Origin of the sequence: Gordonia phosphorivorans (genome assembly GCF_042432625.1) — a bacterium.
Taxonomy (GTDB): Bacteria; Actinomycetota; Actinomycetes; order Mycobacteriales; family Mycobacteriaceae; genus Gordonia; species Gordonia phosphorivorans.
In genome coordinates this window covers 12,342-36,160 of record NZ_JBHLWV010000012.1, presented here as the reverse complement: position 1 = coordinate 36,160, position 23,819 = coordinate 12,342, and the positions used below count along the sequence as shown (strand labels likewise).

23 protein-coding genes are annotated in these 23,819 nt (G+C 70.1%); 6 read left to right on the top strand and 17 right to left on the bottom strand.

What is annotated here, in order from left to right; translation table 11 throughout:
* Window positions 1-3 precede the first annotated feature (3 nt).
* The 5 genes from narI to ACFFJD_RS03705 are packed head-to-tail and all read left to right on the top strand — an operon-like array spanning window position 4 to window position 5,132.
* Window positions 4-756: a respiratory nitrate reductase subunit gamma gene (gene narI, locus ACFFJD_RS03725; protein ID WP_382361134.1), complete on the top strand. Its 753-nt coding sequence runs from the start codon at window positions 4-6 to the stop codon at window positions 754-756.
* Window positions 753-1,988, top strand: coding sequence for an MFS transporter (locus ACFFJD_RS03720; protein WP_382361131.1), 1,236 nt, complete (start codon window positions 753-755; stop codon window positions 1,986-1,988). Before narI ends, ACFFJD_RS03720 begins: the two co-directional genes overlap by 4 nt.
* Complete coding sequence (locus ACFFJD_RS03715; RefSeq protein ID WP_382361128.1) at window positions 1,985-2,317, top strand: cupin domain-containing protein; 333 nt, start codon at window positions 1,985-1,987, stop codon at window positions 2,315-2,317. Before ACFFJD_RS03720 ends, ACFFJD_RS03715 begins: the two co-directional genes overlap by 4 nt.
* A 23-nt stretch (window positions 2,318-2,340) precedes the next feature.
* Window positions 2,341-4,866 (top strand): hypothetical protein, encoded by a 2,526-nt coding sequence (locus ACFFJD_RS03710; protein ID WP_382361125.1) that lies wholly within the window; start codon window positions 2,341-2,343, stop codon window positions 4,864-4,866.
* Window positions 4,867-4,895: 29 nt separating this feature from the next.
* Window positions 4,896-5,132 (top strand): DUF5652 family protein, encoded by a 237-nt coding sequence (locus tag ACFFJD_RS03705; RefSeq protein ID WP_382361122.1) that lies wholly within the window; start codon window positions 4,896-4,898, stop codon window positions 5,130-5,132.
* Window positions 5,133-5,157: 25 nt separating this feature from the next.
* On the opposite strand, the gene ppsA is transcribed toward ACFFJD_RS03705, so the two are convergent.
* The 10 genes from ppsA to ACFFJD_RS03655 form a co-directional block, all read right to left on the bottom strand.
* A complete protein-coding gene (gene ppsA, locus ACFFJD_RS03700) occupies window positions 5,158-7,476 on the bottom strand; it encodes a phosphoenolpyruvate synthase (RefSeq protein ID WP_382361119.1) in 2,319 nt (772 codons plus the stop codon).
* A 108-nt stretch (window positions 7,477-7,584) separates the two neighbouring features.
* The gene (locus ACFFJD_RS03695; protein ID WP_382361116.1) at window positions 7,585-8,004 is read right to left on the bottom strand and encodes a hypothetical protein; all 420 of its coding nucleotides are present in this window, start codon (window positions 8,002-8,004) and stop codon (window positions 7,585-7,587) included.
* A gap of 112 nt (window positions 8,005-8,116) precedes the next feature.
* Window positions 8,117-9,115, bottom strand: coding sequence for an NAD(+) synthase (gene nadE / locus ACFFJD_RS03690; protein ID WP_382361113.1), 999 nt, complete (start codon window positions 9,113-9,115; stop codon window positions 8,117-8,119).
* Window positions 9,112-11,115, bottom strand: coding sequence for an asparagine synthase (glutamine-hydrolyzing) (gene asnB, locus ACFFJD_RS03685; RefSeq protein ID WP_382361110.1), 2,004 nt, complete (start codon window positions 11,113-11,115; stop codon window positions 9,112-9,114). The genes nadE and asnB overlap by 4 nt, the downstream gene beginning before the upstream one ends.
* Window positions 11,115-11,345: a hypothetical protein gene (locus ACFFJD_RS03680; protein ID WP_382361107.1), complete on the bottom strand. Its 231-nt coding sequence runs from the start codon at window positions 11,343-11,345 to the stop codon at window positions 11,115-11,117. Before ACFFJD_RS03680 ends, asnB begins: the two co-directional genes overlap by 1 nt.
* Complete coding sequence (gene acpS, locus ACFFJD_RS03675; RefSeq protein WP_382361104.1) at window positions 11,342-11,734, bottom strand: holo-ACP synthase; 393 nt, start codon at window positions 11,732-11,734, stop codon at window positions 11,342-11,344. Before acpS ends, ACFFJD_RS03680 begins: the two co-directional genes overlap by 4 nt.
* A complete protein-coding gene (locus tag ACFFJD_RS03670) occupies window positions 11,731-13,308 on the bottom strand; it encodes a class I adenylate-forming enzyme family protein (RefSeq protein WP_382361101.1) in 1,578 nt (525 codons plus the stop codon). Before ACFFJD_RS03670 ends, acpS begins: the two co-directional genes overlap by 4 nt.
* A gap of 2 nt (window positions 13,309-13,310) precedes the next feature.
* A complete protein-coding gene (locus ACFFJD_RS03665) occupies window positions 13,311-13,562 on the bottom strand; it encodes an acyl carrier protein (protein WP_382361098.1) in 252 nt (83 codons plus the stop codon).
* 6 nt (window positions 13,563-13,568) lie between these two features.
* The gene (locus ACFFJD_RS03660) at window positions 13,569-14,789 is read right to left on the bottom strand and encodes a glycosyltransferase (RefSeq protein ID WP_382361095.1); all 1,221 of its coding nucleotides are present in this window, start codon (window positions 14,787-14,789) and stop codon (window positions 13,569-13,571) included.
* Window positions 14,786-15,247 carry an acyltransferase gene (locus tag ACFFJD_RS03655; RefSeq protein WP_382361092.1) on the bottom strand — a complete coding sequence of 154 codons (462 nt, stop codon included), beginning with the start codon at window positions 15,245-15,247 and terminating at the stop codon, window positions 14,786-14,788. The genes ACFFJD_RS03660 and ACFFJD_RS03655 overlap by 4 nt, the downstream gene beginning before the upstream one ends.
* Before the next feature lie 410 nt (window positions 15,248-15,657).
* Here ACFFJD_RS03655 and ACFFJD_RS03650 point away from each other — a divergent pair, with 410 nt between their 5' ends.
* Window positions 15,658-17,124, top strand: coding sequence for a glycoside hydrolase family 71 protein (locus ACFFJD_RS03650; RefSeq protein ID WP_382361089.1), 1,467 nt, complete (start codon window positions 15,658-15,660; stop codon window positions 17,122-17,124).
* 24 nt (window positions 17,125-17,148) lie between these two features.
* On the opposite strand, the gene ACFFJD_RS03645 is transcribed toward ACFFJD_RS03650, so the two are convergent.
* From ACFFJD_RS03645 to ACFFJD_RS03615, 7 genes are read right to left on the bottom strand one after another with little or no spacing between them, the layout of a single operon-like run.
* Complete coding sequence (locus ACFFJD_RS03645; protein WP_382361086.1) at window positions 17,149-18,264, bottom strand: YveK family protein; 1,116 nt, start codon at window positions 18,262-18,264, stop codon at window positions 17,149-17,151.
* A complete protein-coding gene (locus ACFFJD_RS03640) occupies window positions 18,255-19,493 on the bottom strand; it encodes a YveK family protein (RefSeq protein WP_382361083.1) in 1,239 nt (412 codons plus the stop codon). The genes ACFFJD_RS03645 and ACFFJD_RS03640 overlap by 10 nt, the downstream gene beginning before the upstream one ends.
* The gene (locus tag ACFFJD_RS03635) at window positions 19,490-20,206 is read right to left on the bottom strand and encodes an SGNH/GDSL hydrolase family protein (RefSeq protein WP_382361081.1); all 717 of its coding nucleotides are present in this window, start codon (window positions 20,204-20,206) and stop codon (window positions 19,490-19,492) included. Before ACFFJD_RS03635 ends, ACFFJD_RS03640 begins: the two co-directional genes overlap by 4 nt.
* Complete coding sequence (locus tag ACFFJD_RS03630) at window positions 20,203-21,768, bottom strand: oligosaccharide repeat unit polymerase (protein WP_382361078.1); 1,566 nt, start codon at window positions 21,766-21,768, stop codon at window positions 20,203-20,205. The genes ACFFJD_RS03635 and ACFFJD_RS03630 overlap by 4 nt, the downstream gene beginning before the upstream one ends.
* Window positions 21,765-22,640, bottom strand: coding sequence for an MATE family efflux transporter (locus ACFFJD_RS03625; protein WP_382361075.1), 876 nt, complete (start codon window positions 22,638-22,640; stop codon window positions 21,765-21,767). Before ACFFJD_RS03625 ends, ACFFJD_RS03630 begins: the two co-directional genes overlap by 4 nt.
* Window positions 22,641-22,643: 3 nt before the next feature.
* A complete protein-coding gene (locus ACFFJD_RS03620; protein ID WP_382361072.1) occupies window positions 22,644-23,042 on the bottom strand; it encodes an MATE family efflux transporter in 399 nt (132 codons plus the stop codon).
* A complete protein-coding gene (locus ACFFJD_RS03615) occupies window positions 23,032-23,814 on the bottom strand; it encodes a hypothetical protein (RefSeq protein WP_382361069.1) in 783 nt (260 codons plus the stop codon). The genes ACFFJD_RS03620 and ACFFJD_RS03615 overlap by 11 nt, the downstream gene beginning before the upstream one ends.
* Window positions 23,815-23,819 lie beyond the last annotated feature (5 nt).

Genomic DNA, 23,819 nt, shown 5'->3' with positions numbered 1-23,819 from the left:
GACATGAACGTCTTTCTGTGGGGCGTCCTGCCCTACCTGGCACTGATCTCGGTGGTCGGCGGCACCATCTGGCGCTACCGCTACGACAAGTTCGGGTGGACCACCCGCTCGTCGGAACTGTACGAATCGCGGCTGCTGCGCATCGGTTCCCCGCTGTTCCACTACGGCATCCTGATGGTGATCGTCGGGCACGCGATCGGCCTGGTGATCCCGGAGTCGTGGACCAACGCGGTCGGGCTCAGCGAGACCGCGTACCACTGGATCGCCGCGGTCGGCGGCATCATCGCCGCCATCGCCACCCTGATCGGGGTGGCGATCCTGATCTATCGGCGCCGGGCGACCGGCCCGGTGTTCGCCGCCACCACCGCCAACGACAAGCTGATGTATCTGGTGCTGGTGTCGGCCCTGGTGGCCGGCACCTACATCACCGTCGTCGGCATGGTCGATCCGCACGGGCCCGGGGTGAACTACCGCGAGACGGTGTCCCCGTGGTTCCGGTCCATCTTCGCGCTGCAGCCGGACATCGACGCGATGGAGCGGGCCCCGCTGCGATTCCACGTCCACGTCGTCATCGGCATGGTGATGTTCATGCTGGTGCCGTTCACCCGGCTGGTGCACATCTTCACCGCGCCGCTGCACTACCTGTTCCGCCCGTACATCGTGTACCGCAGCCGCGATGCACGCACCGCACCCGGCTCGCAGGAGCTGCCGTCGGCGTGGGCGCCGGTGGGTACCGAGGATCGTGACCGCCGATGACCGCCACCACCGCCGCCGCCGTCGTCTATGAGCGCAGCGCACAGACCCGCAACCTGATCCTGGCGACGCTGGCGTTCGCCATCACGTTCTGGGCGTGGAACCTGATCGCCCCGCTCGGGGTGTTCTACGCCGGCCCGAACGAGCTGGACCTGGACTCCACGCAGAAGTCGATTCTGATCGCGGTGCCGATCCTGGTCGGTTCGCTGGGCCGGATCATCGTCGGCGTGCTGACCCCGAAGTACGGCGGACGCGTCATGTTCACCCTGCTCCTGGTGCTCTCCGCCCCGTTCGTGATCCTGGTGGCCGTCGCAGGCAGCCTCAAGTCATATCCGTTCATGCTGGTGGTCGGCTTCTTCCTGGGCATCGCCGGTACCAGTTTCGCGGCCGGCATTCCGTTCCTGAACAACTGGTACGAGGCCGACCGTCGCGGTTTCGCGACCGGCGTGTTCGGTGCCGGCATGGGCGGCACCGCGCTCTCGGCCTTCTTCACTCCGCGGTTCAAGGACTGGTTCGGCTACTTCCCGACGCACCTCATCATGGCCGTGGCGCTGCTGGTGGTGGCGGTGGTGTGTTGGCTGTGGATGCGCGACTCCCCCACCTGGCAGCCGGCCACCGACGCCGCGGTCCCCAAACTCGTCGACGCCCTGAAACTGCCCATCACCTGGCAGATGTCGTTCCTGTACGCGGCGGCCTTCGGCGGCTTCGTCGCCTTCTCCACCTACCTGCCCACCTATCTGAACGACGTCTACGACATCACCGACCTCAAGTCGGCCGGTGCACGCACCGCGGGCTTCGCGGTGGCCGCGGTCATCGCCCGCCCGATCGGCGGAACCCTGTCGGACAAGTTCGGTCCCCGCCTGATCACCGCGATCTCGTGCGGCGGCGCCGCACTGCTGGCGGTGTGGATGATCTTCAAACCGGAGCTGTCCAACGGCCTGGCCGCGGTCGACTTCATCCTGATGGCCGTGATGATGGGCATGGGCGCCGGTTCGGTGTTCGCCTGGGTGGCCGTGGCGGCCCCGGCCGCCCGCGTCGGTGCGGTGACCGGCCTGGTGGGCGCCGCGGGCGGGCTCGGCGGCTTCTTCCCGCCGCTGGTGATGGGCGCGACGTACGACGCCGAGGCCCATTCGTACACCATCGGCCTCGCGCTGCTGGTGGCCTTCGCCGCCGTGGCCTGCCTGTTCACCATCTTCGGGATCGCCCGCACGGGCAGTGAAGAGAAGACGTCATGACGCTGACCAACCTGTCCGAACTCTCCGACGAGCTCCTGTCCGCGGCGCATTCGGCCCGCAGCGGCCGGTCGGCGCGGACCGTCCGCGGCCACAGCGACCATCGGTTGCGGCACACGGTGATCGCGCTGGCCGCCGGACACGACCTCGCCGACCACGAGAGTCCCGGCGAAGCGACCCTGCAGGTCCTGGTGGGTACGGTTCGTCTCACCGTGCCCGACGATCCGGACGAGTTGGAGCTGCACACCGGCGACCTCGTCGACATCCCGCGGGTGCGACACGGCCTCAGCGCCGACACCGACGCCGTCGTTCTGCTCACCGTCGCGTTGTAGCCGACTCGGGAGGGGAGGACGCCGTGGCCACCAGCCCGCTTCCTCCCCGCGTCCTGGAGATCCGCACCCACGGGGTCAGCGGCACGCCGTCCGAGCAGATCCTGGCCCGCCCGCAGGCTCCGGCTCAGGCCGGCGCGCTGGCCGCGGTGCCCGGTTCCACCGACCCCGAGCGAGGGTTCGTCGAGCTCCTCGATCTGCGGGGCGAGCCCGTCGGGGAGAGCGCGAATCCGAACCACCGCGTGTGGGCATACCACTGGGGTGCGATGACCTCCGGCGGCTGGCGGAAGGCACTGTGGGCCGTCCTCCTCCCGTTCGGCCTGATCAACACCGCCTACGCCATGATCCCCGAGCAGGAGGCGGCGCGGCGTGAGCCGGAGCCGGCGTGGGCGGCCCGCCTCGCGAAGGCCGCCATGCACGTGGTGGGCCTGGCGCTCACCGTGCTGTTCACCATCCAGTCGGCCGTACTCGCGGTCGACCTGGTGGCCTACCAGAGCCTCCTGCGGCCGCACGCCCAGGGCGACTCCACCTGGCTGACCCGACTGCCCGGCAGCGGCTGGTTCGCCGGCGACCCGCTCCGGCTGTCGCTCGCCGCGACCGTTCTCCTCGCGCTCGCTCTCGCCCTGATCGGGACCATCACGCGGTTCACCAAGGTCGACGACACCGGTTCGGTCGACGACACCGCCCCGTCGACTCTCGGCGCACAGACCGGGATCTCGGACGCGCCCGACACCATCCTCGAGTCGCAGGACTTCCACGACGGCAACCCCACCGCGACGCTGCTGCGCGGGATTCACGGCGTCGCCGCGCCGAGCGCGCTGCTGCTGGTCCTGCTGGTGGTGCGTTCGACCGGTCCCCTCGGCTACTGGTGGCTGATTCCGCTCGGCGTGCTCGTCGCTCTCGTGACAGCGGTGCTCGTGGTCGACCTCGGCGATCCCGGCCGGGTCGGCACCGTGCTGCGGAACGCGCGCGCGAAGCGCCTCCTGCGCGTGACCAGCTGGTCGTTGAGCCTCGGCGCCCACGCCGGTGCCGTGATCGTCGCCGGGTGGTTCCTCCCCGATCGTCTGCGGTATGCCCCGGATCGCGCCTCCCTGCTGTCGGTGTCCGAACCGATCTGGATCACCCTGCTGGTGTGCGCCGTGTTCTGGCTGCTCCTGTGGGCCGCGATCGGGCGGATCGTCGGTCGCCACCGTGGCTACTGGCAGGGCTTCCCCGCCAGTTATCGGCCGTGGATGAACGGATACTCACCGGTGGCGATCAGCGCGCTCGCGGTGGCGCTCGGAGCGGGCTTCGGCGCGGGGGTGGCCTGGAGCGTCGACGTGATCATCTCGCTGGGGACCGAACTCGGCGACATTCTCCCGGGACTGTGGGACATCGTGATCGGGCGCTCCCCCGCGGACGCGCTGGTGCTCCCGACCACGTACGCCACGCTCAGCCTGCTGTGGGGGATCGTCGCCGCGGTGGCGGTGCTGTTCGGCGCGGCAGGTGTTCTCGCGTTCCTGCGCAGCGGGCGGCGTGACGACTCTCGGTGGCAGCGGGAACTGTCCGACCTGGGCGACCCCGCCCCGGGGCTGGCTCGTCATCGCCGGGCATGGTGGCTCGCCGCACACAACGACCAGGTACCCGTGCTGATCAATCGGCTGTTCTGGATCGTCGTGGTCGCCGCGGCCGTCGCCGCCGCCGTGACGCTTTCCGGGGCCGGATCGGCCGCCCCGGTCCGGATCTTCTCGGCCGTCGGCACCCTCGGACTGCTCCTGGTGGTCCTCGCATCGGCCGTCGCGATTCAGCGAGCGATCCGCCGCCCGGGCCGGGGCCGGACACTCGGGGTGCTGTGGGACGTCGCCTCCTTCTGGCCGCGCGAAGGGCATCCCGTGGTGCCGCCGTCGTATGCCACGGTGGTGATCCACGACATCGTCACCCGCGTCGAGGACGAGCGACGTCGCGACCCCGACCAGAAGATCGTCCTCTGCGGGCACAGCCAGGGCTCGCTGATCATGTACGCCGTCGCCCTGCGGCTGATCAACCGGGAAGGCAGTCAGCAGGTCACGTCACTGGCCGAGCCCACCGACGCCACGACCGAAGCGTCGCTGCGGTGGGCCGATCTGAGCCTGGTGACATACGGGTCGCAGCTCCGGTGGATCTACGGTCGCGCCTTCCCGGCGCACCTGGGCTTCCACTCGCACCACCGCCTGCAGCAGGCCCTGAACTGGCGGTGGCTCAACCTGATCCGCACCTCCGATCCGGTGGGCGGGTCGGTGCTGTCCTGGAACCTCTCCCGCGCCGACGGCCGCACCGGCCTGCAGGTCGACGGTGACGTGCTGGCCCCGAGCGAACCGGGATGGCGTCGGACGTGCGCCGCGCCCATCGACGCCGAGCCGCTACCGGACAGCGGCCCGCCGCGTATCCGCTATCTGCCGCTCGGGTGCGAGATCTGGCTCCCGGATCCACCGCCGGTGGCCGAGTACTCGTTCAGCCGCGGGCACAGCAACTACCCGCGAGATCCGGTCTGGCCGTCGCTCATCGCGGACCTCGTCACGCGCGACTCGCCATAGCGGCCGGGCGGCCGTGGCACTCTAGAGGCATGGCGAAGAAGAAGTGGAGCGACCTGTCCCGCGGCCAGAAGGGTGTCGCCGTCGCGGTGAGCGCCGTCGACGCGGGCCTGCGGGTGTGGGCCGGACAGGACCTGGCGTCCCGATCGGCCGCCGACGTCAACGGACCCAAGTGGGCGTGGGCCACCGGACTGTCCCTGGTCAACTCGATGGGCATCCTGCCGGTGATCTATCTGCTGCGCGGCCGCAAGAACCGCTCGCAGCCGTAGCGTCCCCGACCCGCCCGCGGTGGATTCAGCCGCGGCGGGCGGCGGCCAGGATGATCGCCTGCTCGGCGACGGCGACGTTGTGTCGCGTCCGCGCGGCGGCGTCGGGCGTCACCGAGACCGACGTGATCCCCTGCCGCACCAGATGTTCGGCGAGTTCGGGATACAGCGACACCGCCTGCCCGCACAGTGAAGTGGTGAGCCCGGCCGCCGAGGCCCGCGCGATGATCCGATCGATCGCGTCGAGCACCGCCGGGTCGCGCGTGTCGAACAGGTCCTTGCAGACCTCGGAGTCGCGGTCGACGCCCAGGATGAGCTGGGTGAGGTCGTTGCTGCCGATGGAGACGCCGTCGATGCCGAGCGCGGCGTACTCCTCGAGCCAATAGACCACCGACGGCACCTCGGCCATGATCCAGCGTTTGAGGCCGGTGTCCCGCCCCATCGGATGGTCGTCGAGCAGCGACAGGCATTCGGCCAGTTCCCATTTGGTCCGGACGAACGGGATCATCAGGTGCACGTTGCGGTGGCGGCGACGGACGGTCTCGATCACGTCGAGGTCGAGCCGGAACAGTTCGGGTTCGCGGATGTACCGGTAGCAGCCGCGGTAGCCGATCATCGGGTTGTCCTCCACCGGCTCGACGTCGCCGCCGTCGAGGGCCGCGAACTCGTTGGAGCGCAGGTCGATCGCGCGGTAGACGACGGGACGGTCGCCGAAAGCGGCCGCGATGGTCGACACCCCCGCCGCCATCTTGTCCACGTACTCGCCGCGGCGTCCCTCGGCGAGCAGCTTGGCCGGGTGAAGTCCGTCCAGCGCCTCGGTGATCATGAACTCGGCCCGCAGCAGACCGACTCCGTCGACATCCATGGCGGCCACCTCCTCCGCGGCATCGGGCGTCGCCAGATTCACGTAGACCCGGGTCGCGGTGATCTCCCGGGCCGGCGCGGCGGCGACGGGCTCAGCGGGCGGCAGCGGCCGTACCGCGGCGGCTGCCGGAGCACCCGCCGAGATCGTGCCCGCGCTGCCGTCCACTGTGACAAGGGCGCCCTCGGTGAGGGTGCCGGTGGCTCCGCGCGCCCCGACCACCACCGGTTTGCCCAGTTCGCGTCCGACGATCGCCGCGTGGCAGGTGATCCCGCCGCCGTCGGTCACGATCGCCGACGCGCGCCGCAGCACCGGCAGCCAGTCGGGTCGGGTCATCGGGGCCACCAGGACGTCGCCGTCGTGCAGGCTGCCCGCGTCGGACACCTCGTGCATGATCCGTACGCGGCCACCGGCTACCCCCGGACTGGCCCCGAGCCCGGTCACCAGCACCTGTCCGCCCGCGTCGGCCCCGACGGCGGCGAGCGTCGCGGGCTCCAGCGTGGTGATCGGCCGCGACTGCACGATGTACAGGTCCAGGTCCTCGTCCACGCCGTCGGACGCGGCGGAGTCGGCGGATCGGCAGAACGAGAACTCCATGTCCTGCGGCACCCCGTAGTGCTCCTCGGCGGCGACGCCGAGCTGCGCGACGGCCAGCACCTGCGCGTCGGTCAGCACGCGGCGCCCCCGCTCCGATTCCGGGATCGCCTCGGGCACCTCGTCGGCGCTTTCCCCGGCGACGAACTGGAATTCCTGGGCCCCGAGGTGGGCGCTGAGCACCCGCCGCGGCTCGGTCTTGCTCACCACGTACGTGTCCGGCTCCACCTGCCCTCCGACCACCACTTCGCCCAGACCCCGCGCGGCCTCGATCATGATGCGGTCGGGGTCGGCGGTGAGCGGATCCACGGTGAACATCACCCCGGCGCTCACCGAGTCGACCATCAGCTGGACGACGACGGCGACCGAGGGTTCCTCGGTGACGTGCTGGACCTTGCGGTAGGTCAGGGCACGCGCCGACCACAGCGACATCCAACAACGGACGATCGCACCCAGCAGCTGGTCCGGGCCTTCGATGTCGGTGAAGCTGTCGTGGATGCCGGCGAAGGACGTGTCGGCCGCGTCCTCGGCGGGCGCCGACGAACGCACGGCGACGCGGGGGTCGTCACCGAGGTCCCGATAGGCGGCGACGATCTGGTCGGCGATCTCGGCGGGGATCGTCACCGTCGACACCCGCGCGCGCAGATCCTCGGCCAGGTCGAGCAACTCGTGCTCGGCCATCCCGGCAGGCGGCAGTGCCTGCGCCGCCAATTCGGTGCGCAACCCCGCCGCCTCCATGGCCGCGAGGTAGCTCTCCTTGGTCACGACGAAGCCGCCGGGCACCGGGAATCCGGCGCCGATCAGCTCCCCGAGGTTGGCACCCTTGCCGCCCACCGAGGGCGCGTCGGGCAGCCCCAGTCCGTTCAGTTTCCGAACCCATCGCGGTGCCATCGAGACGCCCCTCCCTCGACTACTCGTCGTGCCTCCAGCTTAGGAACGATGCCGGTCGTCGGCATGAGGCCAAGGTCCCGCACCCGGGACGGATGTCGGCGCGGCGACTCACGCCGGCCGCGCGCGCATCCACTGGCTGCGGGCCAACGCCCACCGGGAGAAATCACCGAGCCGCCCCAGCGGATCCGGGAAGGGCTGCGCCGTGCTCTCCGCGTGCATACCGAGCTCGGTGAGCAGTTCGGGCAGCGTCGCGTCGCCGGCGAGGGCGCCGACCTCGATGCGCTGCAGCGTGAGGTCGGTGAAGCAGAAGTCGGCCAAGGTCTGCAATGCGGCGCTGGCGACTGCCGAATGCTCACGCACCCGGTCGTCGAACCACACGACGGCGGTCGCTCGGGACTTCGCACTCACGTCGAGACCGCAGCGCATTCCCGTCCGGCCGCGGTACTCGACGTCGAAGACGTACGAGCCCCGCGCGGCCCCCGGCGTCCGGCGCAGGACCACCGACGGCAACACGCTGCTGCGGAGCACGAGGCGCCGATCGTCCCCGCCTCCCCGGTGGAAGCACCACCCGCGTCCACCTTTCACTGTCGCCACCTCCAGCGCCGCTCGAGCCCACGCCCACTCTCGGGATCCGGGCAGATCAGTGGGTCGACACCTCGTCGACGGCGACCGGCAGATCGGGCGCCAGATGCAGATACTCGGTGGTCTTGCGCTTCTGGTCGATGTCCCGGTAGACGCGCTGCACCTGGTCCTCGGTCAAGTCCGCGGCCATGGCTACCTGGTCGATCGGCACAGCGTTGTTGAGCCCGTAGAGGCACAGGTCCATCCGCTCGTGCGGCAGCGAGAAGTAGAACTCCTCCTGCGACTGCGGGATCGAATAGGTGTCGGTGGTCGACGGCCGTTCCCGGATCTCCTTCGGGACCCCGAGGTAGGCGGCCAACTGGTAGACCTGCCCCTTGTAGAGGTGCGCGATCGGTTTGACGTCGGCGGAGCCGTCCCCGAGCTTGACGAAGAAGCCCTGGTCGTATTCGAGCCGATTGGGGGTCCCGGTGGTGACGTAGTTGAGCCGATCGGCGTGGTAGTACTCCAGCATCTTGCGCACCCGCTGCTTGAAGTTGGTGGCCGCCACGATGCCCAGATAGGCCTCGGTGGTGAGGCGATGGGTGCTCTGCACTCCGTCCGGGTCCTCGATGACCACCGAGTACAGCCGGAAGCTGTCGGAGTCGACGACGCTGGGCAGGACGATCTTCGACTTGTACCCGGGACCGTAGTCCGGGACGACGAGCCGGATCGCCTCGTCGCGGCGCCGATAGCACCCGGCCGCCTCCAGGATCGGCGACAGCTCTTCCAGCGCCGAATCGATGCCGAGCGAGTCCGAGATCAGTCGGCTGTAGTCGATGGTGTCGGTCGAGGACTCCTTCTCCGGCATGTGCAGCCCGAAGACGCGTTCGGGGCCGAGCGCGTACACGCACAGCGCCGCGGTGACGCTCGAGTCGATTCCCCCGGACAGCGCGACGACGGCACCCTTGCGCCGCACCCGCATGAGATACCGGCGGATCGTCTCGGCGATCCGTTCGGCCTCAGCGGCCGCGTCGATACGGAGGTCGTCGGGTCCGAAGGCCAGTTGGACGTCGGTCATTGTGCGCTCCCTTGCAGTACACCGTGGTTGTTCATCGGTTGCTCTAGTCGATCGACGGCGACGGTGAGCGGCGGGCATCGCGTGCCCAGTCCGTCGAGCCCGCCGGCGATGAAGTCGTGATGGATCAATTGAGTCGAGACGATCGCCAGGACGCGCATGTTGTCGGTGTTGCTCATCCGCCGCCCCTTCGATCGCGCGCATTTGGCGAAGAGGTTCGCCACCATGGCCGGCTCGAAGACGCCCGCCGCGTCGATCGCCGCGACGGAGGTCAGCTCGGCGAACCAGTCCGGGGCGGGACCGGCGAAGAAGCTGGCCGCGTCCGGTGCCCGGTACGGCTGCTTGGGCCGGTGGCGGATCTGCGCCGGAACCAGATCGGTGAACGCCCGCTTGAGCAGGTACTTCTCTTCCAGGCCGAACAGTTTGTGGTGGGCGGGCAGCGCGTTGGCGAAGTCGACGACGTCCGGGTCCAGGTACGGGAAGCGCCCCTCCACCGAATTGGCCATCAGCATCCGGTCGCCCTGGGAGGACAGGATGTACCCGGCCAGCAGCGTCTTGGTCTCCAAATACTGGGCCCGCGCGAGGTCGTCCCACTCCTGGCTGCCGGACGGCAGCAGCCCCGCGTCGTCGCGGATCACCTCGCCCAGCTCCGGGCGGCACATCTGTTTGATCATCGAGGTCGAGTCCCACCGCGGCCGGTGCGACATCAGCGGATCGGCCGCGTCCAGATTGCGGCCGAAGAAACTCTGCGCGAAGGCGGGCGCCGTCGCCGGTGAGCGTTCCATCCACGGATAGAGCAGCTCCAGGGCCCGCGGCCGCAGCGCGGAGTCCGGATTGCGCGCCCAGAACTGCCGCACCCGAGCCTCGGAGAACAGGTCGTAGCCGGCCAGCATCTCGTCGGCGCCCTCACCGGTCACCACCACGCGATAGCCGTCGTCCCGCACCAGTTTCGACAGCAGATACATCGGCGCCGGTCCCGCCCGGACGATCGGCGTCTCGGTGTGCCGGACCACCTCGGGGAACACCTCGACGATGTCGGAGGCGCCGACCACCACGTCCCGGTGCGTGGTGCCGAGCGCGTCGATCATGTCCCGCTGGTAGCGCCCCTCGTCGAACTCGGCGTCGTCGAAGCGAAGCGAGAAGGTGTGTACGGGCACATCGGTGTAGGTCGCGACCACGGCCGCGACGATCGACGAGTCCAGCCCCCCGGAGAGATACGCGCCGACCGGCACATCGCTGCGCAGGAAGCGCAGGCGCGTGGCCTCGATGAGGCGTTCCCGCAGTTCCTGCGCGTTCGTGCGCGCATCGCCGCCGGGTGTGCCGCGCCGGGGAAAGTGCGGCTGCCAGTACGGGCGCACCGTCAGGCCGGTGTCGTCGTAGGCCGCCATGCAGCCCGGTTCGAGTTGCTTGACTCCCCGCAGCACGGTGCGCGGCGCCACCGTCGACCAGTACGTGAAGACCTCGTCGAGACCGGCCGGATCGAAGTCGCGGTCGACGCGGGGATCGGCCAGCAGGGCCTTGATCTCGGAGGCGAACAGCAGGGTGCCGCCGAGATCGGCGTAGTACAGCGGGCAGATGCCCACCCGGTCGCGCGACAGCACCAGTCGGCGGCTGCGGGTGTCCCAGATCGCGATCGCCCACTGCCCGTTGAAGCGTGCGAAGCACTCCGGTCCCCACTCCTGCCACGCCGCGACCACCACCTCGGTGTCGCTCACCGTGCGGAACCGGTGGCCCCGGGCCCGCAGCTGCGCGCGCAGTTCGACGTGGTTGAAGATCTCGCCGTTGAAGCTCACCCAGACCGACGAGTCGGCACTGGCCATCGGCTGCGCTCCGCCGGCCGCGTCGATGATCGCCAGCCGCGTGTGCCCGAGCGCGACCGAATGATCCCGGTAGAAGCCGCTGCCGTCCGGGCCCCGATGGGCGAGGCGGCCGATCATGCCGGTCAGCACCTGCAGGTCCGGCGGGGCCCCGGTGAAGCTCGCGATGCCGCAGAGGCCGCACATCAGGAGGTTCCTTCGGACTGCGGCGGCCGGTGCGCGATCGCCCGCTCGATCGCCGCGCGATCGGTGAGCCCGGCCAGCTCGTCCTCGCCGAAGGTGACGTCGAAGACGTCCTCGAGCATGAGGGCGACGCGCACCGACTCGATCGTCGGGTCTTCGGCCGGGCGGTGCACGGCGTCGAACTCGTCGAGGATCCGGCGGACCCGTTCCGCCTCGATGCGGTCCCCGTTCATGTGCCCGCCGCCTCGTCGCGGGCGAAGGCGATGGCCGTGGCGTAGTCGTCGCAGTGCGACATCGACACTCCGATACCGCCCAGGCCGGCCTGCTGCGCCAGGGCCAGGGGCCGCCCGGCCAATCGGACCGACGGGGCGGCGTCGGACGAGCCGAGGATCTCGATCGCCTTCCAGGCCAGCGGGCCGTCCCAGCCGCTGGGCAGGATCTTGGCGACGGCCTCCTTCGCCGCCATCCGTGCGGCGAAATGCCTGCTCGGCACGGCCTTACCCGTGCAGTAGGCGATCTCCGCGGGCGTGAACCACCGTTGCGTGAACCCGTCACCCGAGCGACGGATCAGTGCGTCGATCCGGGCCACCGAGACGATGTCGATACCCGCCGCGACGGTCATGACTGCCCGGCCGCCGCGTACGCCGCACGCCGCAGGGCGTTCTTGTCCACCTTGCCGTTGGCATTGAGCGGCAGGGTCTGCAGGATCTGCACCGATGCGGGCACCATGTGCTTGGCGAGCAGGCTCCGGCAGTGCGCGAGCACGTCGTCGGGTCCCACGTCACTGCCGGGCCGGATCGTCACGAACAGCGAGATCGCCTCCCCCGCGTCCTCGTCGGGCACCCCGATGGCGGCCGCGGATACGAGTTCGGCCAGGCGCAGGGCCGCGGACTCCACCTCTTGGCTCGACACCCGATAGCCCCACGTCTTGATGAAGTCGTCGATGCGGTCGACGACGAAGATGTAGCCGTCCTCGTCGACGACGGCCAGGTCACCGGTGCGCAGCCCGTACGGGGTGAACTTCGCGGCCGTGCCCTCCCGGTCGCCGAGGTATCCCGGCGAGATGCTCTCGCCCACCGCGTAGATCTCCCCGCGTTCGCCCACCGCGACGGGCTCGCCCGTGGCGGAGCGGACCGTCAACTCGACCCCGGGAATGCCTTTCCCGACCGATCCGCGCTTGGCCTCGAGCATCTCCGGCGGCACGTACGACAGGCGCGCGGTGGCCTCGGTCTGGCCGTACATCACGAAGACGTTCGCGTGCGGCTGGGCCGCGATCAGTTCGTCCACGAGCACCGGAGAGAGCTTGCCGCCGGCCTGCTGCACGATGCGCAGCGACGGCAGGCGACGCTGCGCGAACGTCGTCACCCGCAGCAGCAGCTGGTACGACGACGGAACGCCGGCGAGCACCGTGCACTGCTCCGCGGCGATCTGCTCGACGGCGGTCTCCGGGTACGCGAAGGTGTTGCACAGCACCACCGTCCCGCCGACCCGGAGGTGCGTGTGCAGCAGCGATGCCCCGTAGCAGTAGTAGAAGGGCAGGATCACCAGCACGCGATCGCTGGCGGTGAGACCGAGGTAGGCGATGATCGATTCGGTGTTCGCCATCAGGTTGGCATGGGTGATCCGGACGGCCTTCGGCCTGCTGGTGGTGCCCGAGGTGAACATCAGGACCGCGTCATCGGCCGGGTCGGTGACCCGCTCCGCACGACCGGATGCCGCCGGCACCGCATGACCGGGTGCCGCCGGCACCGCACCGTTCCGGGAGGCACCGTCGAGGGCCGCACCGTCGAGCACGGCGTCATCGATGACCGGGAGCGGGCGGAGCGCGTCGTCGAAGCCGCGGGCGGCGAGCCGGTCGGCCAGCACCGCCCGACACTCCCCCAGTCCCAGATTGCGGGCGATGTCGGCGGGGGTGGCCTTCTCCGAGCACGGCACGGCGACCAGCCCGGCACCGATCACCGCCAGGTAGGCCGCGACCCAGAAGAAGGAGTTGCGGCCGAGGATCGCCACGCGATCACCCTCCCGCAGACCTTCCGCTGCCAGCGCGGCCTCCAGCACGGCGACGGCGTCCCGCAGTTGCGCATAGGTGTGCTCGCCGGCGGCGTCCACCACCGCGACGTCGGCATCGGCGCCCCGTTCGGCGAAGAAGCGGGCCGCGTTGCTCCGGTCGCCGCGCACGGCGGGTCGGGACGACATGATCAGCCCTGTTCCCGCTTGCTCGCCACGAAGCGGGCGAGATTTCCGACGGAATCCAAGTTCTGCGGAATGGTCTCCTGCTCGGCCACCGATATCGCGAACTCGGCCTCCAAGAATTCAATGAGTTCGAGCACCCCGGTCGAATCGATGATGCCGGAGGCCATCAGCGAGGAATCGTCGTCGGCCATTTTCCCGGCGTCGCCGAAAAGGTAATTGTCGACAATGAATTGTCGGATTCTGATCGTTCTCTCCATGACTCCTCACTTTCCTTTCCAGGTGGCGTGGTCGACGCCACCGCTCTGTTGTTTCGGCATTGCCGGATATTCGGTCGGCGCCGCTGCCTGCCGCGCCTGGCTGCCGGTCGGGACACCCGCGTAGCGGCGCTCCAGTTCGTCGGCGACGGCCCCGATGCTGAACCGCTCGGCCACCAGCAGGCGGCCCCGGCGCCCCATCTCCCGCGCCGCGGCCGGATCGTCGAGGAGCCGAGCGATGGCCGCGGTGAGCTCGGCTTCGGCGGCCCCGACCACGATGCCCGCCTCGGCTTTGGCCACCGCGGTGGCGAACCCGCAGCTGTCGGTGACGACGACGGGCAGGCCGAGCGACATCGCCTCGAGCACCGACATCGGCAGCGGCTCGTCCACCGACGCCAGCACGTAGATGCGTGCGCGACGCATCCGGTCGAGCACCCGGTGCGGCGCCTCCGCCGGCTCGCGCGACAGCAGCTGGGCATCGGTGCCGGTCACCGCCGCGAAGGCCTCGTCGACCGCGCCCGCCTCGCCCTCGTCCGGACCGACGACGGTGAACCGCGCGCGGCGGCCCGAGGCGACCAGCGCGGCCGCCGACCGGGCGAAGACTGCCGGGCGTTTACGCGCGTGCAGGCGCCCCAGGAAGAGCACCTCGGGGATCTCCGGCCAGGTCTCCTCGACGGGCTCGGCGGGCACCGCCATGCCGTTGGTGAGATGCCGATACGGGCGCCGATCACCGGCTGCCGCGCGCAACGTGGTCAGTTCGGTGCCGTTGAGGTAGAACACGGATTCGGCCGCGTCGAGGACGGGCCGCACGAGCGCGGCGTCGAACATACGCTGCGGAAGCGCCGCCCGCGGTGCGATCATTCCGTGCGTCTGCACATGCAGGCGGGTCCCGGACATCTGGATGGTTCGCGCGGCCGGGGCCGAGACGAAATCGCGACCCAGGTGCACGTGCGCGACGTCGTAGTCGGCGGCGGACCCTCGCAGCCAGCGCACCATGGTGGGCGCGGCGATCCTGGTCAACGAGCCGCCCGGCCCCACCGGCCGAACCCGGAAGGTCCGCAGGTCCACCCCGACCGGCCCTCGCGGCCGATGCCCGGCGGGTACCGCCGAGGCCAGCGTGACCTGGTGACCGCGCGCGGCCAGTGCGGCGCACTGGTTCATCGCCACGGTCACGGGGCCGCCGTAGGCGGCATCCGGTGACATCAGCGTCACCACCTGCAGGATCTTCACGACGCACCGCGCAGCGACGGCGCCGGCTCGGGAGTCGGATCACCGACGACGTCCTCGCCGGACACCCCCTGAGCGTCCGCGACTCGGAGGGCGGTCATGTCGCGCACCGTCCGCGTCATCCACAGCGGATCCTCGTCGCCGGCCCAGCCGGTCTGGTTGCCCACGTAACGCGCCGGGTTCCCGACGTACAGGCCGCTGCCCATCTCGACGCCCGGCCGGGCCGCCATCATGGTGGCCCCGGCGGCCAGGGTCGACTTGGCCGGCAGCCGGGCGCCGCACAGCATGGTCGCCTGGGTGGCGACCAGACTGTGGTGCCCGACGACGATGCGGCCCACCGTCTGCTCCATGGTCCGAAAGTCCGGCTCGTGACTCTGCAGCAGGCATCGGTTGCCGCCGATGCTGGCGTAGGCCTGGATGATCACCGTTCCCGAGGCGTCGATGTAGCAGCGACTGCCCACGCGAGCCCGGTACCCGACGAACAGTGTTCCGGCACGGGGATCGAGGTCCTGAAAACCCGGATGTGCGGATGCCCAGTTCCAGGATCCGTAATCGGCTTCGTCATCCAACCGAAGGAGGGACAGTCCGCGAAAGACGTTTCCGGGACCCACGAGAGCGCGTTCACCGATTTCGACTTCCCGCACTCCGGAAAGCAATATCGGAGCGATATTCGCACTGAGCGCGACGCGCCTTCCCAAACGATTGAGCACGCGATTCTTCAGTGCCGATGCGGGCCATAGCCACACCAATATCTCGATAAGACTTCGCATCTGTTCAGGCCCTTCACTCGGCGTGAAATAACTGAATCACGATCGCCTGGTTTTTCGCTACAATCATCCCACCACCCCTCGTCGGACTGACAGATTTCTCTATGGCTGCAATAAGAAATGCTCGCACCGCGGTGCTGCTTCCGATCCTGCTGCTGGTCGTCGTGACCGGCGCCTTCGGTATCGCGGCGTTGCGCGACGATGAGCCACCGCCGGCCGACAGACTACCGTTCACGCTGCCCACCGACCCGTCGCCCAAGAAGGTCTTCGCGCACTACATGCCGAATTTCCCGGTGTCCTACGACAACGCAGATCCGGCCACCGACTACTACTCGCGCGAGTTGCTCACCCCGCTGGGCGAGAACGGCAAGCACGCCGAGTACGGCGGCTTCCTGCGGGACCGGCCGCTGCCGCGAGCCCCGCTGGCCGCCGCCGACTGGAAGGCCGTCGATCTGCGCACCGAGTTCGCGCAGGCCCGCGCTGCCGGAATCGACGGCTTCAGCGTCGACGTGATCCTGCCCCGCGCCCAGTCCGCGGTGGTCACCGAGATCCTGGACACCGCCGCGGCCGCCGACTTTCCGATTCTGCCGATCGCCGACATGACCGGACCGCTGCGCGCTCTCGGCGCGGCCCAGTTGGCCGATGAGTTCGCCCCGTATCTGTCGTCGCCGGCCACCGAACGCCTGTCCGACGGCCGTCCCGTGCTCAGCGCCTTCGCCGTCGAACGACGCCCGGCGACCTGGTGGCGCGAAGTGCTGGACCGGTTGGCCCGGCAGCTGGGTCGCACGGTCGCCTTCGTCCCGATCCTGCTCGACGTGCGCCACTTCGACGATTTCCTGCCCATCACGTACGGCCTCAGTGCGTGGGGCGGGCCGCGGACGCCGGGGATGACCGATCCGCAGATCGACGTGCGCGGCAGCCTCGTCGATCTCGCCCGCCGCGCGCACGCCGCGGGCAAGATCTGGATGGCGCCCATCACCTTTCAGGACAGCCGGCCCGCGGGCGGCACCTACGACGAGGCCGGCAATTCGCAGACCCTGCGCAACAGTTGGCAGATCGCCACCGAGACCGATGCCCAGTGGGCACAGATGATCACCTGGAACGACTACGCCGAGACGACGGCGTTCGCGCCGTCGGCGCGGAACGGGACCGCGCTGCTGGCACTGAACGAGTACTTCCTGGCGACCTTCAAGTGGGGTCCCCCGGATATCACCGGGGACACCGTCTTCATCGTCTACCGCACCCAGGCGGCCGACGCCCGGCCCGCGCGGGCCACCGCGCTCCCGATGAGTCCGTCCGAGCACAGCGATCGGCCCACCGACCTCATCGAGCTGGTCGCGCTCACCCGTGCGCCCGCGCAGGGACGGCTCACGATCGACGGCAAGTCGGCGACCTGTGAACTCGCCGAGGGGCTGTCCACCTGCACGTTCCCCCTGTCCCCCGGCGTGGTCACCGCCGAGATCCTGCGCGACGGTCACCCGGTCGCCCATGTCACCGCGACCGAGCCGATCGTCGCACGGCCGGAGGTCCCGGATCTGCAGTACCTCGTCGCCACCAATGCACGGCCGTAGGCCGGCCGCCACGCGCCGCGCGGTTCACCGATAGAGCCCGGACGGGGTGTCCGCCTGTCGGACCCCGGTCACCACGGTCCCGATCAGCCGGGTCGAGAGCAGGTCCAGTTCACGCACCACGTAGCGCAGCCGGGTGCGGGTCTCCGGACCGGACACCACCACGATCGCGGCGTCGGCCCGGGCGACCGCCTCCGCGGTCAACGCCGAGCCGATGTCGGCGGAGGCGACCTCGACCACCACGTCGCGCCCGCGTTCGGCCACCGCCTTGCGCAGCACGTCGGCGACGGCTTCCACGGCACGTTCACGCGAACCCACCACGACGATCATCGATTCGGCCGACTCGATCCGACTGACCGCCGTGACCGCCAGCCGGCCGGTTCGGCCGGACTCCTGCAGATCCGCGTCGGAGATCTCGACGGTGTGCCGACGCCCCGAACCCTGGGCAGAGGCCGCTGCCTCCGGCCCGTCGAGTGACCGATAGGTGGCCAGCACCGGGGCCTGGGAGAGGTCCTCCACCTCGCGCCGGGACCGCACCCGCGGATCGAGCCATTCCAGCAACCACAGCAGCGCGAGGATGATCAGCACGCCCGCCGCCAGCCCGATCGCCGCCAGGAAGGTCGGCCCCATGCCGCTGCTGACGGCGGCGTCGGCCTGAGCCGGTGCGAGCTGGACGGCCAGCGGAGCGATGTCGGGATCCCGGATGTTCTCCATCTCCGCGATGTAGGCGGCCATCTCCTCGCCGTAACCGTTGGCGATGTCGGCCGCGTGCTGCGCATCCGGATCGGTCACCGAGATCTGCAGGAGAACGGTGTCTTGAGCGATCGAGGCCGTCGTCTTGGCGATGAGTTCGCCGGGTGACTCCGGCAGCGACAACCGTTCGATGACCTTCCGCGCGAGCTCCGGGCTCTGCACGAAGTCGACGTAGGTGAGTCCGCGCTGGCGAGTGAACAGGTCGCCCTGATAGGCGCTCGAGCTGCTGTCGGAATCCGGAGACCGGAGGAACAGGGTCGTCGTCGCCGTCATCTTGACCCCCGCGCCCACCGACATGACGGCCACGATGATCGCCACGAGAGCGAACACCGTGACCGGCACGTACCAGCGTCGCCGGAGCACCCAGAGGCCGTGCTTGATCAGTTCCATGTCGCTTCCCGTTTCTCGTGCTGCTCGGCGTTTCGGCCTGGCGGCCCGGCGCGCACCGCCGCGATCCCGTCGTCGCCTCCGCCGCGCCGCGCCGCTCGTTCGACGAGCAGGACGCCGAGCGGTTCGATCCCGCAGGCGGCCAGGTCGGCCTGCGCGGCGGTCAATTCCGCGTCCGCGCAGTCCGGTGCCGCGAGCAACAGCGTCGCCGACGCCGCCCGACCGACGTCGAGCGCCGAGGCACCGCGCCCGACCGGGCGCGTGGCCACCAGGACCTCGTCGTAGTCGTCCGCCGCCGCGCGGAGGCGACTGCGGAAGACCGCCGACCCGTAGTAGCCCGGGGTGCGCGCCGACTCGGCGTCGTCGATCACGCACACCCGGCTCCCGATGTCGGCGAACGCGGCCGCGAGTCGAGACGCGGCCGTGGTCGCATCGGGTCCCGAGTCCACCGGGACCAGCGCCAGGACGCGGACCGTCGATTCCCCGCGATCGCGCGCCACGCGGGCCCGGCACTCGGCGTCGGCGTCCTCGTCCAGGCCGAGGACGCCGAGAACAGGCAGACCGCCGAGCCGCGGGCCTCCGTCGGCGAAGTCCAGGCGGGCCCGGCCCCGGCGACGCAGCACCTCGACGGTGAGCGCCAATGCCAGCCCCAGTGCCGCCCCGGAGGCCAGGACCGCGCCGATGTGCGGCGACGACGCGCGCGCGGGGGCCGTCGCCCCGTTGACCAGGACCGGCTGTATCGGGGAGACGGCGTTCGGGGTGGACCTCTCCAGATCCTCGATCGACTCCACCAGGCGGCGGGCGACCGCGTTGGCCTCATCGGCCGCGCGCTGCGGGTTCGTCTCCCGGGCGGTCACCTCCAGCAGCACGGTGTCGGGAACCAGCCGCGAAGAGATCCGGGCACCGAGCCGCTCGGGGGTCAGCCCGACATCCGCCGCCGCTGGCGTCAGCACCCGCGCCGTCCCGACCAGTTCCTGATAGGTCGGCATGCGTTGCTGGGTGAACTGGTCTCCGTAGGTCGTCGCCGTTTGATCGCCGCCGCCGCCCGCCGTGGCCGTCGAATCGTTCCACTCCGGCGTCGCCATCATCACCCGCGCCTGCGCCACATAGGTGCGGGGCCAGGCTGCGCTGACCACGGCGCCCGCCGCGAGTCCGAGGAGCGCTCCGAGCACGGCGAGGGCGACGATCGGTCGCCAGCGGCGCACCCGCATTCTCCAGTGCGAGAAGGTCACGAGACGGCCCCCCTGTCCGGTGCGATACCCAACCGCACCAGTTCGGCGTAGAGGCGATCCGCGAAGTACGCGTTCCCGGCGGCTTCGAGGTGCACTCCGTCTTGCCAGAGGAGCGGTTCCAGATCACGATTGCGCCACCACCCGTCGGCCACGGGATCGACGACCGCCGCCTCGATGGTCTCGGCGCTCCGTACGATCGCGGTGCGCAGCGCGTCCAGGGTGGGCGGCACGTAGGTCGACACATAGCCGGGCACGATCACGACGATCTCCGCATCCGGGTAGGTCCTTCGCAGTTCCCGCAGGTACTCCCCGATTCTCGGCACGACGATCGCGGGGTCCAGGCTCAAGTCGTTACGGCCGACGTCGACGAGAATGATGTCCGGGTCGAACTGTTCGCGGTCGGCCGGTAGGCGCTCGATGACGGTCGGCTGGTCGGTGTTCGCGTAGCCGCTGCCGCCGACGGAATCCGATCGCGCCACCCACCCGGCGCGCCGGGCGATCAGCGCCCAGTAGATCGGGATGCGCGGGTCCACGCCGCCGCCGAAGCTGTCACTGATCACCAGAAGGCCCGGGGGTCGCGATAGCTCGCCGTATCCGGGATCTGCGGACGTCTGCGACCCGGTGCCCGCGGAACGCTGCACGGCGATCACCGTGGCGATCAGGCTGACGGCGACGAGTACGGCGACGAGAAGGGCGCGCCGGCGCCGGGTCATGACCGGCCTCCGATCGGGGTGGCCGACCGCAGCGAAGGCGGCACCAGGCGCTGCAGAGCCGACGGCGGGCGTTCGACGTCGCGCGACGGTCGACGGCGGACGGCGAGTGCGCACAGGCACAGGATGGTGAGATAGGACATCGCCTGCAGCATCGATCCGCGCAGCAGAATCAGCAGGTAGAACGGCAGAATGCAGCCGAGGACGCTGGGCAGCCCGATCGCTCGGATCTCCCGGTCCAGCTTGGTGTCACGCCGATAGAACCACCAGCCGAGGGCGAGGAAGATCACCACGGTGCCGACGAAGCCTGCGTTCAGGTAGGTCTCCGCCCACAGCGGCGCGGACAGATTGGTGAACGGATAGCCCCGCTGGTCGGCGATCAGGATGCCGGTGTCCATCGGCTTGTCCGGCCAGGCCGCGCGTGGAAACCACCACAGCAGGACGCCGACGAACTGGTGCCCGTAGTGCACTCCCTCCCGACCGACGACCAGCACGGCGTTGTCCACCTGCGCGAACGAGTCGTAGTCGGGCGACAGCAGCGACTCCAGCGGGTTGACCGACCCCAACTCTCCGTCCAGCGAGTAGCGGAAGGCGTCGGCCATCGGGAACAGCACGACGAGGGCACCGACGAACAGGACCGCGACCACCCGAAAACGGTTCGGCGTGGCGAAAGCGCCGGTGGCCGCGCACACCGCCAGGATCGCGGTGCCCGACAGATACCGCGCGTTGGAGATCGGATTGAGCGTGTCGACCAGGAGCACGAGCGCCGGGATCAGCAGCACGGTGACCACCCGGATCCGGCCCCGATTCACCGCCGCGTCCGCGGCCCGCAGGATCTTCCGCATGCGAATCAGCGCCACCACGGCGACCAGGATGATCATGCCCACCGACGAACGGATCAGGATGCCGATCGGCCCCTCACCCCAGACCGCGAGAGCGGTCTCGTAGGCCTGAATGCGGGTCATGCCGAACTGGTTGAAACCCACCCGCTGCAGATAGACGGCATTGAAGGCGATCGCCACGCAGGCCAGGAGCACGACCCGGCCGTAGGACAGGTCCTCGGTGATCGCGTCCGCCGCGGCACGACGCGGTGTGCCGCGCACCACCGTCGCCTCCGGCGCGCGCCGACCGCGAACGGACGCCACGGCCACCCCGGCGAGGTAGGCGAACAGGCCGGCCAGCACCAGCGCGACGGTGGGCCCGACCAGCGTCCAGTCGGTCCGGTTCACGGTGGCGGCCCAGGTGTGCTCGCGAATCTGCGCCATCGGCGCCAGGCCCATGAACACGTACGTGTAGATCCAGAACGTCATCTCGAACAGTCGTCGTTCCCCCGCCGCGACCAGCCAGGCGAATCGGCCGGCGGCGATGACGATGATCAAGAGCGCACCGAACCACCAGCGGTCGCCGTGCGAGCTCGTCGTTCCGGCGAGAACGCTGGGTGTGAGCACACCCATCGCCACGAAGACCCAGACGCCGAGGAGCGCAGAGGCGCTGATCTCGGGGATCGGTACGAGTGCGCGCTCGGTCCGCGGCCGGATCGGCGCCGCGGCCCTGATGGTGGTCATCGCGGCACCTGCGCCCGTGCGTCGACGACCGGCTCCGGGTCGCGGACGGCCGCGGCTGCGCTGGACCGGTCGGGCTCGCGCCAGGGGCGAACCACACCGAGCGCGACCACGAGGAGGATCACGCTCGCCGTGACCAGTCCCAGCGCGACGGCGACGGCGGAGTGGAAGATCAGGGCCGCCAGGGTGGCGCCGGCGACGGTCAACAGCAGGTGCGCACTCTTCAGCCGCACCAGATCGGCGCTGCGCTTCAGTGCTCGCAGATAGGTCGCCAAGCCGTACAGCACGGCCCCGATCGCATACTCGCACGCCATCACGGTCAGCACCGGTCGTGCACCGGCGAAGGTGTCGCCGAGCACCAAGCGACCCACCCATTCGGGAACGAACAGCGCGGCCAGTCCGACGAGGAACACGCTGCCGCCGGTGATCAGCGCGATCTTGAGCAGGACCGCCCACGTCTGATGGCCTTCGCGGCCCTGCCGCTTGCTCTCCGGGATCACCACCAGGGGGATGGCCGCGGTGAGGATCGCGAAGGGCGCGAGCATGGCCGCCGAGCCCCGCAGCGCTCCGGCGCCCGCGTCGTCGATGATGGCCGCGGTGATCAGCAGAACCAACAGCACACCGACCTGTTCCAGCCCGGCGTCGATGCCGAAGAACAGTCGGTGTCGTCCGTCCTCCCGCAGCCACCCGGTGACGCCCCGGAACCGCGGCGTCACCCGCATGGCGACGCCCGCCCCGAAACAGGCCAGGCCCCCCAGTCCCACCCAGCCGGCGACCAGGATCAACGGGGTGATCGAATCGGGCGACGACCAGGTGGCCAACAGCGCCGCTGCGCTGCCGAGGAACCAGAGGCCGTCCCAGATCACCGCCTTCACCGCCTACCCGGCCGCGATCGCCACGTATCGGATGACGTCCTGCACCATCAGCAGCGGCACCCCCAGACCGACCACCCACAGCGCCGAGTCGCGGTCGGCCAGGCCGTAGGCGACGATCGCCGCGCCGACGACCAGGCCGGCCAGCAGAGCCGCCGCCACCGCGTGCCGCCCCTGCGTGCGGACGTACTCCAACCCCCGGTCGGCGACCAGCAGCAGCGGGGTGCCGAGAGCGCCGCGCAGCAGACCGACACCGGCGGCGAACACGGTGAAGACCACCGACAGCTGGCCGAACTCGGCGGCATCGCTCACCACCGCCAGCGCGAGGAGAATCAGTCCGTTGCTCGCGCTGGAGAAGATCTGGTCCAGGGTCCCGGCCGCCGCCTTCCCCCTCTCACCGGCCACTGCGCGCCCACACCGCCTGGAAGGCCCCGCGACTGGCCGTCCCGCCATGCACCGAATAGAGCTCGAAGGTCGCGTAGTTCGCGCGCCACGCACTGATCCGCGAGTCCGTCACGGAGGTGGTCTTCCCGTCGGGCAGTGAGATCGTCGCGGTCGGTCCGTCGATCGACACCTGCACGTCGTACAGCTGCGAGCCGTCCTGAACCAGCCGCTCGGCGAACTGTCCGGCCGCGATCACTTGCAGCGGATCGGTCGCACCCTTGTCGTGGACGGCGAGATTCCAGTTCACCGGGGTCACCACCAGGTGGATCGGCAGCGGGGGGATCACCTGCGGCACACGGTTCTCGGTGCCGGCGGAGACCACCAGCGCGATGGACCCGGCGTCCCCATCCAATTCGGGCCGCTGAGACGACGACGGTTTCTCCGATGCCAGGAAGGTGAACCGTGCACCGATCTGGTCGACGGGCGCCCCCAGATTCGGGGTGCTCAGGTAGGCCTCGGCCGCGTCCGAGGACGTCGGTCGGAACGTCAGCAGGCCGTCGTCCACCCGCATCCGGGTGCCGGGGTCATCGTCGTCGGCCGGTGAGACCATGGTCGCGACACCGGGCGCGAACTCCGCGGGCACCGGTCCGTCGGGCACGCCCCGCACGTCGAGCCGTATCGCCGTCCCGGGCTCGGGCGGCGGGGCCTGATGCCGTTGGATCGCCCAGCCCAGCGTCCCGGCCGCGACCAGCACCGCCACGATCGCGACGATCACTCCGCGGCTACGCGGCATCCGCG

Excerpts from the sequence above, each read along its gene's own strand:
- narI (WP_382361134.1), top strand. The coding sequence starts at position 4 with ATGAACGTCTTTCTGTGGGGCGTCCTGCCCTACCTGGCACTGATCTCG.
- ACFFJD_RS03720 (WP_382361131.1), top strand. The coding sequence starts at position 753 with ATGACCGCCACCACCGCCGCCGCCGTCGTCTATGAGCGCAGCGCACAG.
- ACFFJD_RS03715 (WP_382361128.1), top strand. The coding sequence starts at position 1,985 with ATGACGCTGACCAACCTGTCCGAACTCTCCGACGAGCTCCTGTCCGCG.
- ACFFJD_RS03705 (WP_382361122.1), top strand. The coding sequence starts at position 4,896 with ATGGCGAAGAAGAAGTGGAGCGACCTGTCCCGCGGCCAGAAGGGTGTC.
- ppsA (WP_382361119.1), bottom strand. The coding sequence starts at position 7,476 with ATGGCACCGCGATGGGTTCGGAAACTGAACGGACTGGGGCTGCCCGAC.
- nadE (WP_382361113.1), bottom strand. The coding sequence starts at position 9,115 with ATGACCGACGTCCAACTGGCCTTCGGACCCGACGACCTCCGTATCGAC.
- asnB (WP_382361110.1), bottom strand. The coding sequence starts at position 11,115 with ATGTGCGGCCTCTGCGGCATCGCGAGCTTCACCGGGGCCCCGCCGGAC.
- ACFFJD_RS03680 (WP_382361107.1), bottom strand. The coding sequence starts at position 11,345 with ATGAACGGGGACCGCATCGAGGCGGAACGGGTCCGCCGGATCCTCGAC.
- acpS (WP_382361104.1), bottom strand. The coding sequence starts at position 11,734 with ATGACCGTCGCGGCGGGTATCGACATCGTCTCGGTGGCCCGGATCGAC.
- ACFFJD_RS03670 (WP_382361101.1), bottom strand. The coding sequence starts at position 13,308 with ATGTCGTCCCGACCCGCCGTGCGCGGCGACCGGAGCAACGCGGCCCGC.
- ACFFJD_RS03665 (WP_382361098.1), bottom strand. The coding sequence starts at position 13,562 with ATGGAGAGAACGATCAGAATCCGACAATTCATTGTCGACAATTACCTT.
- ACFFJD_RS03650 (WP_382361089.1), top strand. The coding sequence starts at position 15,658 with ATGGCTGCAATAAGAAATGCTCGCACCGCGGTGCTGCTTCCGATCCTG.
- ACFFJD_RS03645 (WP_382361086.1), bottom strand. The coding sequence starts at position 18,264 with ATGGAACTGATCAAGCACGGCCTCTGGGTGCTCCGGCGACGCTGGTAC.
- ACFFJD_RS03635 (WP_382361081.1), bottom strand. The coding sequence starts at position 20,206 with ATGACCCGGCGCCGGCGCGCCCTTCTCGTCGCCGTACTCGTCGCCGTC.
- ACFFJD_RS03630 (WP_382361078.1), bottom strand. The coding sequence starts at position 21,768 with ATGACCACCATCAGGGCCGCGGCGCCGATCCGGCCGCGGACCGAGCGC.
- ACFFJD_RS03615 (WP_382361069.1), bottom strand. The coding sequence starts at position 23,814 with ATGCCGCGTAGCCGCGGAGTGATCGTCGCGATCGTGGCGGTGCTGGTC.